Origin of the sequence: Streptomyces sp. XM4193 (assembly GCF_023072595.1) — a bacterium.
Taxonomy (GTDB): Bacteria; Actinomycetota; Actinomycetes; order Streptomycetales; family Streptomycetaceae; genus Streptomyces.
The window spans coordinates 1,632,347-1,644,444 of sequence record NZ_JALLGK010000001.1 but is presented as its reverse complement, the minus strand read 5'-3'; the positions used below and the strand labels follow the sequence as shown (position 1 = coordinate 1,644,444).

Below are 12,098 nucleotides of genomic sequence, written 5' to 3'. Positions count from 1 at the left end.
CGATGCGCGGCGGGGAGCGGGTGGCGGGTTGGGTGTGCGCCGTGCGGTCAGTCGCCGGTGATGCGGTTGAAGTCGGTGTCGGTGCCGAGGAAGAGGCCCGCGACGAGGAGGATCAGCGTCGCCGGCACCATCACAGTGGTGATGACCAGAGTGGCCTTGGGGACGGTCTTGGCGGCGCGTCGGCGGGCGTTCTGGGCGTCGGTGCGGCGCATGTCGGTGGCGAGCGCTATCAGGGTGTCGACGATCGGGGCGCCGAGGTCCTCGCCCTGTTGGAGGGCGGTGACGAACATCGCGACCTGCTCGGAGTCGTTGCGGCGGCGCAGGTCCTCGAACGCCTGGCGCCGGCTCACTCCCATGTCCATCTGCCGCAGGGTGATGCGGAGTTCGTCGGCCCACGGGCCCTCGTAGCGGGCGGAGACGCGGTCCAGCGCCTGGCGGAAGCCGAGGCCGGCGGAGACGACGACGGCGAGGACGTCGAGGAAGTCCGGGAGGGTGCGTTCGATCTCGTCCTTGCGGATCCGGATCGAGGCGGCGATGCCCACCTCGACCCAGAAGAGCCCGAAGGCGACCATGAGGACGGCGAAGAGGTAGTTGCCCGCGCTGAGCATGACGAGGGCGCCGAAGAGGCCCAGTCCGCCGTAGACGGCACGGCGGGCGGCGTAGCGGTCGACGGTGAGGCCGCCGGGGTTGCCGGCGAAGTCGATGCGGCGGCGCACCCTGTCGACGCGCTTCTCCCCCATCAGACGCAGCACCAGCGGCGCCCAGCGCATTCCCAGGCGGTCGACGGCGGAGCCCACCGGGGTCGTACGGGTGGCGCCCACCTCCAGGGCGATCTGGAGGTCGGCGGGCAGCTTGGTCTGGGAACGGTAGAGCCGGTAGCCGTACACGAGTCCGGCGGCGCACAGGGTGGCGGTGAGGGCGAGCAGCAGCGCCATGGCGGGCGAAGTCCCTCCCTTCGGGGGCGAGTTGGCCGCCACGGCTGGTCCGGGCGGGCTTCCTGCGTATATGAGCTGGGGTGGTGCGTGAACCGGGGTGGTGCGTGAGCCGAGGTCTTGGGTGGGTGTGTTGTGCGTGGGTGTGTGGTGCGTGAGCGGGGGCCGGGCGGGGCGGGTCAGACGTCGATTCTGGACATGCGGCGGATGACGAAGAAGCCCAGCGCGTAGAGCGCGAAGGCGGTGACGACGGCGGCCTGCCCCAGGAACGTTCCGGTGAGCCGGTCCAGTGTGCCGGGGCCGGTGCGGTCCATCATCAGCAGGACGCCGAAGCCGATGAGCGGTACGGAGTAGGCGGTCATGTTGACCTGGGAGAGCTGGGTGCGGACCTCGCGGCGGGTCTCCTTGCGCTGCTCCAGGGTGGTGGTGAGGTTCCGCAGGGAGTCGACGACCTGGCCGCCGGCGCGACTGGAGAGCACCAACGTGGTGACGAGGACGACGAGTTCGCGCGAGGGCAGACGTTCGGCGAGCTCGCCGAGGGCGTCGTCGACGGAGTGGCCGAGGGCCAACTTGTCGGCGATCTTGGCCAGTTCCTCGCCCGCGGGGGCGTCCATCTCCTCCGCCGCCATGGTGATGGCGGTGCGCAGCGCCAGGCCCGCCTGGGTGCCGTTTGCCAACAGTCGAGCCAGTTCGGGGAGTTGGTTGATGAAGCGGTCGATGCGCTTCTGCCGCTGCCAGTTGAGGAAGGCGAACGCCGCCCAGATGCCGAGGAGTCCGGCTATCGGGCCGAAGAAGGCGGCCAGCACCGATCCGGCGATCAGCCACAGTCCGACGACCGCGGTGGCGACGTAGACGGTGAACTCGCCCACGGTGAGGTCGAGTCCGGTGGCGGCGAGCCGCAGATCGAGCTTGCGCCCGTATCCGGAGGAGCGCAGCCGTCGGTCGAGTGCGGCGAAGCGTCGGCCCTCGGCGGCGGCCGGCGAACCCGGCCTGCGGTCGTCGAACCGCGCGATGAGGTCCCGCTGCTGGGCGCGGCCGGAGAGGTAGAGCCGGCCGCCGATGAGCGCCAGCGCCAGGGTGAGCAGCGCCGCGCCCAGGACCAGCGTGGTGAGGTTGTCGCGGACCGCCCCGGCGGCGGACGGGAGCACGGCGGCGGTCGCGGCGTCCGCGGCGGACGCCGCGTACGGGAGCACCGCGTCCGCGGCGGCAGGGGCGTCCGTGCCGGCGGTGGCGGTGGCGCCGGTGACGGGGACGAGGGCGGTGAGGAGTGCGGTGGTCACGGTGTCGGTCGGCTCCTACTTGGCTTCGCGGGTGGCGAGTTGGAGCTCGGAGTCGGCGACCCCGAAGACGGGCGGGAGGGCCTCGCCGGCGAGATAGAGGCGTTCGGCGACCCTGCGCGGTACCGCGTACTGCTCGAAGCGGCCCCGCACGGAGCGGTCGCCGGTCGCGGGGAGGCTGCGGAAGCGGCAGACGGAGGTGAGGCGGTAGTCCTCGCGGCCGGCGGAGTCCAGCAGGGCGACCTCGGTGACGCGTCGGACGCCGTCCGGGTGGCGGGTGAGCTGGACGATCACGTCGACGGCGCTGTTGATCTGGTCGCGCAGCGCCTCGAACGGGATCTTCACCTCGGACATCGAGGCCAGGGTCTGAAGGCGCATCAGCGCGTCCTCGGCGCTGTTGGCGTGCACGGTGGCCAGCGAGCCGTCGTGGCCGGTGGACATGGCCTGGAGCATGTCCAGCGTCTCCCCGCCGCGCACCTCGCCGACGATGATCCGGTCGGGGCGCATGCGCAGGGAGTTGCGGACGAGGTCGCGAATGGTGATCTGGCCCTTGCCCTCCACGTTCGGCGGGCGCGATTCGAGGCTGATCACGTGCGGCTGCTGGAGCTGGAGCTCGGCGGCGTCCTCGACGGTGATGATGCGTTCGCCCTCGGGGACGAGTCCGGAGAGGGCGTTGAGCAGGGTCGTCTTGCCGGAGCCGGTGGCGCCGGAGACGATGACGTTGAAGCGGGCGCGGACCAGCGCGCCGAGGAAGAGCATCGTCGCCTCGTCCAGGCTGCCCAGCTCGATCAGCTCGGCGAGCCGGTAGGACTTGGGGAAGCGCCGGATGGTGAGCGTGGGCCCGGTGAGGGCGAGCGGCGGGATGATGACGTTGACGCGCTCGCCGCTGGGGAGGCGGGCGTCGACCATCGGGTTGGACTCGTCCACCCGTCGGTTGACGGTCGAGACGATCCGCTCGATGGTCTGCATCAGCTGCTCGTCGGAGGCGAAACGCAGCGGCAACTGCTCGACGCGGCCCGCCCGTTCGACGTAGATGTGGTTCGGCCCGTTGACCATGATCTCGGTGATCGAGGAGTCTTCCAGCAGCGGTTCGAGGATGCCGAGGCCGAGGGCCTCGTCGACGACGCGACGGATGAGCATCGCGCGCTCGTGCGTGGACAGGACCGGGCCCTCGCGGCTGACGATGTGGCCGAGCACGCGCTCCAGCCGGTCCCGACGGTCCGCCGCGGCCAGCGAGGACATCTCGGCGAGGTCGATCTCCTCCAGCAGCTTGGCGCGGAAGACCGCGACGAGTTGGTTCTCGTCGTGGGCGGTGGAGGCGGCCTCGGGGGCGGTGAGGCGGGCCTTCAGGCTCATGGTCTCTCCCGGTGGGCGGCTGGGCGGCGGGCTGGACGGCGTTGGTGGTGCGCGGCCAGTGGTCGGTCGGGTCCGGCGGAGGGGCCGGGGTCGGTGGTCGGTGGTCGGTGGTCGGTCGGGCGTGGGCGGCGGGGGTCGGGGCGGGTCAGTCGTCGGCTCTGGGCATGGTCGAGGAGCGTTGCACGGAGCCGAGGTCGACTCCCGGGATGACGGAGGGGATTCGCAGCGTGGCGGTGACGGTGACCTCGCCCTCGGGAGTGTCCTGGGCGAAGGCGGCACCGTCGGCGAGCCAGCCGCTGATCGCCTCGCGTCCGGCCGCCGCCGGGCTCCCGCCGGCGTCCTGGGAGGCGGTACGGGCGGCGGCACGCGCCGCGGTGCCGGACTGGGCCGCGGTGTAGGCGACCAGGCCGAGTTGGACCCCGGCGAGGGCGATGAGCAGCAGCAGCGGCAGGAAGCCGATGAACTCGATGGCCGCCTGCCCCCGGTCGCCGCCCCGACGGCGCGTACGGGCGGACGGGCGCGTGCGGGCGGACGGGCGCGTGCGGGCCCACGGGCGTGGGCTGGTGCGCGGGACCGGGCTCGTACGGGCCGAGGGGCGCGGGCCGGGCCGGACGGCGCGGAGCGGACGGGGGCGCAGGCGGGTGCGCGCGGAGCGCGGAGCGCGGGGCTGGTGGCTCATTCCTCGGCCTCCGAGGGGGCGCCGCCGGTGCCGGTGACCGTCATCGGGAAGCTGACCGTGCCGGGGAAGAGCACCGGCACCTTCAGTCCCACGGTCGCCTTGGCCAGCTGTCCGAACTCCGCTTCCTGACACGACACTTCGGCGCCGGAGGCCCACGCCTGGGGCAGGTCCTCGGTCGCCGCGTCCTGGCAGTCGCCGCCGACCGCCGCCGCGCGGGCGCCCTTGTCGGCGGCGTTTCCGGCCAGTACGAAGGTGTAGCCGACGAGGACGAACTGCCAGCACAGCACCAGCACCAGCAGGATCAGCGGCAGCATGCCTAGGAACTCGACCGTGGCCTGGCCACGGTCGGGCTCCCGGGCGGCGGCCCGCCCCCGATCCCGTATCCGCTCCCGTACGCGTCGGCTGCGCATGTCTTCAGTACTTCCCCGCAGGGCCCGGCCCATCCTGCGCGCCGGGTCCGGAAGCCGCGCCGGGCCCGGAAGCCGCACCGGTGTTGGGCGCGGGGCCGGTGCCGCGGGTCGCGCCACGGCCGCCGCGACGCGGTGAGAGCGCGCCCCGGCCGCCGGCCCCGCGGTCGCCGCCGTAGCGGACCAGACCGCCGCCGGAACCGCGCTCCTTGCCCGCGGCGTTCGCGGCGCCGGCGACCAGGCCCAGCTCCCCGGCGAGCGCCCACAGCGCCTGCCGCACCGCGCCCCGGCTGTCCAGCTCGTGGACCCGGGCGGAGTCGACGTACCCCTGCAACTCCTTGTAGTTGGCGGGGACATGGGTACGGGCGACGCGGGTGCCGGTGAGGCGCTGCACCAGGTTCGGCTGGATCTCGCTTCCCCGGGTGTGCCGGTTGACGACGGTGAGGGTGTCCTCGGCCTTGCGGATCTGGAGGCGCTCCCACAGGCGTACGGCGCGTTTGACGCCGCGCACGGCGACCACGTCGGGCGTGGTGACCAGCAGCGCGGTGTCGGCGGTCTCGATGGCGGCGGCCCCGGCGCCGGTGAGCTGGGAGCCGCAGTCGATGACGACCGTGCCGTAGCGGGCGCGGAGCAGGCCGATGATCTGGCGGGCGGCGGCCTCGTTGACCTCCTCGGCGCGCTCGCCCTCGGCGGGGGCGAGCAGCAGGGTGACCCCGCTGACGTGCGGGAAGACGGCGTCCTGGAGCACCCGCGGCGAGATGTCGCTGATCCCGGCGAGGTCGGCGATGGAACGGCGGAACTGCACGTCCACGAACGAGCCGACGTCGCCCGCCTGGAGATCGAGGTCGACCAGCGCGGTCGAGCTGCCGCCGGCCTGCGCGGCGAGCGCGAGCTGTACGGCGGTGAGGGTCGTGCCGACGCCGCCCTTGGCGCCGCTGACCGTGACCACGGTGCCGCCGGGCCCGCTGAGCAGGTCCTCGCCGTACCCGAGGTGGCGCCGTACGCCGGCCGCCCACTGGGCGACGGACTGGACGCGGTTGGTGAGGTCCTCGTAGCCGAGCGGCTGCGCCAGTACGCCGCGTGCGCCGGCGTCCATCGCCGCGGAGAAGACCGCGGGGCTGGGATCGCTGGTGATGAGGACGGTGCCCACCGCCGGGAAGCGCAGGGCGAGTTCGCGGATCAGCTCCAGCGCGGGCAGCGGGCTGATGCTCTCGTGGACGAGGACGACCTCGGGCAGTTCGGCGACGGACTGCTCGGCGAGGTGGTTGAGCAGATCCAGCAGTGCGGTGGAGTTGCCGGCGGGCTGGGCGGGCTCTATGCCGGGAAGCTGGCCGAGCATGGAGGCGACAGCGCGCACCGAGTCGGCGTCGCTGGCGGCCGGGATGACGCGGATGACCATGGCGCCCCTCCTCAATCGTCCGTGGACAGGCGGTAGTCGCGCTCGCCCTCGCCCTTGCCGTCGGCGTCGCCGGGGGCGACCAGGGCGAGGCGTACGTGGGTGGCGAACGACTCGGCGTACGCGACGCGTTGGGCGTCCAGAGTGGACAGCGCGAAGGTGATCGGGACCGCCCGGCGGTTGCCGGAGGCGGCCCGGTCGTCGTCGTCCTCGTCGAGGCTGGTGAGCCGTCCGACGTCGATGACCCGGGCGCCGGAGACCAGCACCTTGGAGACCGGCTCGCCGCCCGCGCCCTTGCCCTTGCCCGAACTGCCGTCGCCCGCCGGGAAGGTGGCGAAGATGTTGACCCGGGCGCCCGGCGTGATCTTGCCGGCGACTCCGGTGGCCGCGTCGATCATGATCGCGATCTCCTGCTGGCCCTTCTCCAGCGCCGGACGGTCGGCGATCATGTCGGACTGGAGCAGCGAGCCCTTCTTGAGCGGGTTCACCGCGATCTTGTCGCGGATCTCGTCGAGATCGGTGACGGCGGTCCCCGGAAGCCAGCGCTTGGGCATGCTGACCTCCTTGAAGTGCTTCTCCTCCAGCTCGGCGTACGGCTCGACGTCACCGGCGAGTTCGTAGGCGGTGACCTCGGGGCCGACCTTGGACTCCACGTCGTTGACGACGGTCAGCACCCCGCCGAAGACGACGAGGGCACCGAGTATCGACAGCAGCATGAGGATGACGCCGCGGCGCTGGCGTGAGTTCATCGGGGGCTGTTACCTCGTTCGGGGCGGGAGCGGGTCGGGTCGAGTCGGGAGCGGGTCGGGTCGGGAGCGGGTCGGGTTCCGGGGCGGCCGGGTCCGGGGCGGCCGGGTCAGGGGTCCGGGGCGTCGAAGGGGGTTCGGCGCGGGGTGAGCGGGGTCGTACGGGCCTGGGTCAGCCGGCTGGCCGCGTGCGGCGGCACCGTCGGCGGTGACGGGTTGAGCGCCGGACGGTCGGTGCGCTCCGGCTGCCCGCCCGGGTGCACGCCCGGCCGGGCGTGCGGGAGCGGCGGCGCCGGTGTGCGCGGGTCGGCCGCCGGCGCGCGCTCGGCCGCCGGCGCGCGCTCGGCCGGCGGCGTCGTACGGTCGGCGGGCCCGGTCCCGCGGTCCTGCGCACGCTGCCGCGCGGCGGCCTGTGCGGCGACCGGGGCACGGCAGAACACACAGCGGTCGCCGATGAGTTCGAGGCCGCACCAGTGGCAGAGCGCCCGCTGCACCGAGCACACCAGCTGGTACAGCATGGAGATGTCCGGGATCGCCGCGGCGAACTCGATCAGTTTGCCGCTCCCCCACCAACGGGCGGACTCCTGCGGCAGCGGGGCCGGTTCGAGCGCGGCGACCCGCCAGCGCTCGGCGAGCGTGTCCGAGACCCAGTCGGAGCCGAAGTGGCCGGCGGCGGTGGTCATACAGGTCGTGTAGTCCGGCCCCTTCAGCACCTCGGGCCCGCTGCCGATCTTGATGAGCTGCGGCGTCGGCGAGGCGAGCACGGCGAACTGGCTGCCGGGCAGCCAGGACCGGGCGTGCGAGGAGACCGGCACCGGGACGTTGTCGAGCTTGCTGACCGAGTTCAGCACCGCGCCCGCGTGGATGTAGTACGACAGCAGTCGGATCGCGCCGGCCAGCACCCCGGGGTTGAGATCGGCGGTCGAGAGCTGACGCAGCTGCCGCACCAGCACCGCCAGTGCCAGCGGCGGGAGTTCGGACTCGACCAGCGCGATCCGGTCGCTCTCCAGAACGGACCGGATCGCGTACAGCCGCTGCACGGATGCGCGGGAGGCGGCCGAGGTGTGGAGGACGATGAGATAGCCGTGCTGGTCGAGGATCACGCGTATCTGCGACAGCGCGTCGTCCAGCGACTGCCGGTCCGGCGGGGTGAGGACGTGGGCGGCCGGGGTGTGGGGATCAACGGCCGGCAGGGCCAGTTCGGCACTGGTGACGGCTATCGCGGTGCTCACGTCGGGACGTCCGTCCTCTCCTCCAGGGTCGGCGCCGCCTCCGTGCGCTGTGACGGCTTCACCTCGAGTGCGCTGACTGTCAGTTGGCAGCCTAGCCGGGCGGGGCGCGGGGGTGAACCGTTCCCAGGAAAGCGGACCGGCACGCTGTGGCTGGTGGGAGGCCGCGGGCGGCACCGAACGGTGGCGCGCCCCGCACCCGCGGAGAGCCGTTCGGACCTCGCCCGGACGTCCGGGGCACCGGCGCGGGGTGTCGCGCGGACGCCCGGGCGGCTCGGGCCGGCGGGGAGTCGGGCAGGGACGGGTTCGGGGCCGGCCGGCACTGGGTCGGGCACGGGCGCGGGGCCGGTACGGAGGTCGGGCACGGGCGCGGGCGCGGGCGCGGGCGCGGGCTCGGTGCCGGGCTCGGTGCCGGGTACCGGGGCCGGTACGAGGGTCGGGCTCGGGTGGGAGAGTGGGGCGATGTCCCTCCGCAGTGTTCCCCGGGCTCCTCGGCTCGTCTCGGTCATCGGCAACTCGCCCGGCGTCGGCAAGTCCACGCTCGCCTCGGCGCTCGCCGACGGGCTGGCGCGGGAGGGGAGTTCGGTCGACCACTTCGAGGAGGCCGACATCCTCACCCGGCCCGCCTTCGCCCCGGTGGTCGCGGAGTTCGGCGACGGTGACGGCGCGGTCCGCCCCGCGACGCTGGTCGCGGCCACCCGGGAGTACGTCCGCCAGTCCCGCGAGGCGGGCGTCGAGTGGCTGGTGACGGATGCGCTGGTGCCCTTTCTGCCCTCCCTGGTGGCGTGGGGCCACGACGAGCGCGCGCTGGAGGGCGTGCTGGAGGAGCTGGTGGCGGCGCTGGAGCCGCTGGAGGTCGTCCTGGTGTGGGTGCGGGACGATCCGGCGGTCGCGCTGCGCAGGGCGGTGGCGCGCGAGGGCGCCGCGTGGGAGCGCTGGTACGTCGACAAACTGGCCGCCGCACCCGGCACCTCGCACGTCCACGACCTCGCCTCGGCGGCCGACCAACTGCGCGCGGAGACCGAGCTGACCGGCCGGCTGCTCGCCCGTACGCCGTGGCAGATCGTCCCGGTGGACGTCGCGACCCTGGACGCGGAGGCCGCCTGCTCCTACGTTCGGCGTCAACTCCCTGTCTGAGCAGTGGTGTTGGCGCGGGGAAGCCGGATCGGCGACCGGCGGGCGGGTGCCGGGTGGCCGGCCGGGGGTTGTGAAGGTTCGTGTCGCAGGGGTTGACACGGAGATTGGTATGAACCAATGTCCAGTGGCACATCGGTGGCCACCGAAGTTCCCCCCTCATCGCGAACTCCCCCACACGCACCAGGAGAATCTCGTGGACCGGACGCATCGCAAGAAGCGCAGCAAGAAGCTCCTCGGCGGCGGTGTCGCCCTGGCCGTCGCCGCCGGTGGACTGATGGCAGCCACCAGCCTGACCGGCAGCGCGGGCGCCGCCGACACCAAGGCGGACCCGACCCCGGCAGCCGTACCGGCCCACGCGGTCACCGGCTACTGGCAGAACTTCGACAACGGCGCGACCGTCCAGAAGCTCGGCGAGGTCCAGGACGGCTACGACATCATCGCCGTCGCCTTCGCCGACTCCACCGACACCGCCGGTGAGATCGAGTTCAACCTCGACCCCGAGGTCGGCTACGCCTCCGAGGACGACTTCAAGGCCGACATCGCGGCCAAGCAGGAAGCCGGCAAGAACGTCATCATCTCGGTCGGCGGCGAGCTCGGCAACGTGACCGTCGACAGCTCCGAGTCGGCCCAGAAGTTCGCCGACAGCACGTACGCCCTGATGGAGGAGTACGGCTTCAACGGCGTCGACATCGACCTGGAGCACGGCATCAACGCCCAGTACATGGGCGAGGCGCTGAAGTCGCTGTCGGAGAAGGCCGGTGACGACCTCGTCCTCACCATGGCGCCGCAGACCATCGACATGCAGACCACCGACACCGAGTACTTCAAGCTGGCGCTGGACGTCAAGGACATCCTGACCGTCGTCAACATGCAGTACTACAACAGCGGTTCGATGCTCGGCTGCGACGGCAACGTCTACCAGCTCGGCACCGTCGACTTCCTCACCGGACTGGCCTGCATCCAGCTGGAGAACGGCCTCGACGCCGACCAGGTGGGCATCGGCGTGCCCGCCTCGACCAGCGGCGCCGGCTCCGGCTACGTCGAGCCCAAGGTCGTCACCGACGCGCTCGACTGCCTCACCAAGGGCGAGAACTGCGGAGAGTTCAAGCCCGAGAAGACCTACCCCGAGCTGCGCGGCGCGATGACCTGGTCCACCAACTGGGACGCGTCCAACGGTGACGGCTGGGTCGACACGGTCGCCCCGCACGTGCACGACCTGCCGTAACCCCCGGCAGCGCACCACCAGCCGATGACCACACGAGCCCGGCCGTCCCCCAGCGGCCGGGCTCGCGGCATGCCCGCCCACGGTTGCCCGGGCCCGACCCGCCAGCCAGGCCGCCCCGACCGCGGTTCGGGGGAAGTCGGCAGACGGTGGGGCGGCGGTCGGGCACCGGCCTCCGCCCCTGCGCACGCCGCGCCGTCCCGCATCAGCCGCGCCCCGACCCGCACCACCGCGCCCCGCTACCAGGGCAGGTCGCGGATCTGCTCCGTGCAGAGGTAGACGAAGAGCAGGAGGGCGGCGACGAGCATCGTGTTGGAGAGCGGGCCGTTGCGGTGACGGGCCGGGACGCCCGGGCGGTTGAGCAGCCACAGCAGGGTGGCGGCGAGGAACGGCAGGAAGAGCGAGCCGAGGACGCCGTAGGCGATGATCAGGCCGAACGGCCGGTCCAGGAAGAGCAGAAGGATCGGCGGGAAGGTGATCCAGAGCAGGAAGCCGCGGAAGGGCACCGACCGCTCGCGGACGCCCCGGGCCACCTCCTCGGTGTCGGAACCGCCGTGGCGCAGATGGGCGACGTAGTCGGAGAAGAGCAGGCTGACCCCGTGCCAGACGCCGACCAGCGAGCTGAACGCGGTGGCGAAGAAACCGACCAGGAAGAGCTTGGCGGTGAAGACGTCGAAGCGGCGCTCCAACTCCTCGCCGACGTCCAGCAGTCCGCGGTTGTTGCCCTCCTCCAGCGTGATGTTGGTGGCGTGCAGCAGCTCCGCACCGACGATGATCATGGCGATGGTGAAGACGCCGGTGGCGACGTACGCCATCGAGTTGTCCAGACGCATCATCCGCATCCAGCCGGGGGTCCGCCAGCCCTTGGCGTTGACCCAGTAGCCGTACGCGGCCATGGTGATCGTGCCGCCGACACCGCCGATCACACCGAGAGTCCTGGTGATCTCCCCGTCCGGCACGGTGGGTACGAGCCCGGCGAAGGCGCGGCCCGCGTCCGGCACGACCCGCACCGCGAGCACCACGACGACCAGGAACATCACACCGATCAGTACGGTCATGACCCGCTCGACGACCGCGTACCGGTTGAACCACACGAAGAGCAGCCCCAGTACGCCGCAGCCGACGCCCCACACCTTGAGGTCCACCACGTCGGGGAAGAGCGCGGCCAGCGGCAGCGCACTGGCGGACATCGCGGTGGCGCCGTACACGAACGCCCAGACGACGCAGTAGAAGCCGAAGTAGTACAGCGTCCAGCGCCCGATGGTCCGCCAGCCGTCGAACAGCGTGCTGCCGGTGGCCAGATGCCAGCGGGCCGTGCCCTCGGCGAGCGCGATGCGCACGATGCAGCCGATGACGACGGCCCACAGCAGGCTGTAGCCGAAGAGGCTGCCCGCGATGAGAGTGGCGACGAGGTCGCCCGCGCCGAGCCCGGTCGCGGCGACGACCAGTCCCGGCCCGATGGAGCGCAGCCGGGGGCGCTGGGCCGGGTCGAGCTCCAACGGCTCGTCCCTGTCGTGCAGTTCGGTCACGGCGACCTCCGGTACTCGTCCCCCGCGCTGGTGTGGCGCATTTCACCGCCGGGTGCGTGAGTGGCGCAAGAGGGCGTGCCCGGGTGTTTCGCACGGGCCGCTTCACCGGGAGCCGCATTGCGGGCGGCAGTGAACAAGCCGGACCGCCGACGCCGGAAGCCGGCGAAGACGTACCGGGGCGCCGGGGA

11 protein-coding genes are annotated in these 12,098 nt (G+C 72.5%); 2 read left to right on the top strand and 9 right to left on the bottom strand.

What is annotated here, in order from left to right:
* Nucleotides 1–47: 47 nt before the first annotated feature.
* The 8 genes from MTQ01_RS06870 to MTQ01_RS06835 all read right to left on the bottom strand — a co-directional run bounded on the left by MTQ01_RS06870 (nt 48) and on the right by MTQ01_RS06835 (nt 8,025).
* Entirely contained in the window at nt 48–935 is an 888-nt protein-coding gene (locus tag MTQ01_RS06870) for a DUF5936 domain-containing protein (protein WP_247487462.1), read from the bottom strand.
* A gap of 176 nt (nt 936–1,111) precedes the next feature.
* Entirely contained in the window at nt 1,112–2,080 is a 969-nt protein-coding gene (locus tag MTQ01_RS06865; RefSeq protein WP_374207643.1) for a type II secretion system F family protein, read from the bottom strand.
* A gap of 147 nt (nt 2,081–2,227) precedes the next feature.
* Nucleotides 2,228–3,565 (bottom strand): CpaF family protein, encoded by a 1,338-nt coding sequence (locus tag MTQ01_RS06860; protein WP_247487460.1) that lies wholly within the window; start codon nt 3,563–3,565, stop codon nt 2,228–2,230.
* Nucleotides 3,566–3,710: 145 nt separating this feature from the next.
* A complete protein-coding gene (locus MTQ01_RS24920) occupies nt 3,711–4,244 on the bottom strand; it encodes a TadE/TadG family type IV pilus assembly protein (RefSeq protein ID WP_282613150.1) in 534 nt (177 codons plus the stop codon).
* A complete protein-coding gene (locus tag MTQ01_RS06850) occupies nt 4,241–4,654 on the bottom strand; it encodes a TadE/TadG family type IV pilus assembly protein (RefSeq protein ID WP_247487457.1) in 414 nt (137 codons plus the stop codon). Before MTQ01_RS06850 ends, MTQ01_RS24920 begins: the two co-directional genes overlap by 4 nt.
* A gap of 4 nt (nt 4,655–4,658) precedes the next feature.
* Entirely contained in the window at nt 4,659–6,050 is a 1,392-nt protein-coding gene (locus tag MTQ01_RS06845) for an AAA family ATPase (RefSeq protein WP_247487456.1), read from the bottom strand.
* Between the two features lie 11 nt (nt 6,051–6,061).
* A complete protein-coding gene (gene cpaB, locus MTQ01_RS06840; protein ID WP_247487454.1) occupies nt 6,062–6,796 on the bottom strand; it encodes a Flp pilus assembly protein CpaB in 735 nt (244 codons plus the stop codon).
* 107 nt (nt 6,797–6,903) lie between these two features.
* On the bottom strand, nt 6,904–8,025 hold the full coding sequence (locus tag MTQ01_RS06835; protein WP_247487452.1) for a hypothetical protein: 1,122 nt from the start codon (nt 8,023–8,025) through the stop codon (nt 6,904–6,906).
* A 459-nt stretch (nt 8,026–8,484) separates the two neighbouring features.
* On the opposite strand from MTQ01_RS06835, the gene MTQ01_RS06830 reads away from it, so the two are divergent.
* Together MTQ01_RS06830 and MTQ01_RS06825 are read left to right on the top strand one after the other, a co-directional pair.
* The gene (locus MTQ01_RS06830) at nt 8,485–9,159 is read left to right on the top strand and encodes a hypothetical protein (RefSeq protein WP_247487450.1); all 675 of its coding nucleotides are present in this window, start codon (nt 8,485–8,487) and stop codon (nt 9,157–9,159) included.
* Between the two features lie 193 nt (nt 9,160–9,352).
* Nucleotides 9,353–10,384 (top strand): chitinase, encoded by a 1,032-nt coding sequence (locus MTQ01_RS06825; protein WP_247487448.1) that lies wholly within the window; start codon nt 9,353–9,355, stop codon nt 10,382–10,384.
* Between the two features lie 236 nt (nt 10,385–10,620).
* Here the strand turns inward: MTQ01_RS06825 and MTQ01_RS06820 are convergent, their stop codons facing one another.
* Entirely contained in the window at nt 10,621–11,901 is a 1,281-nt protein-coding gene (locus tag MTQ01_RS06820) for an Nramp family divalent metal transporter (protein ID WP_247487808.1), read from the bottom strand.
* Nucleotides 11,902–12,098: the final 197 nt, after the last annotated feature.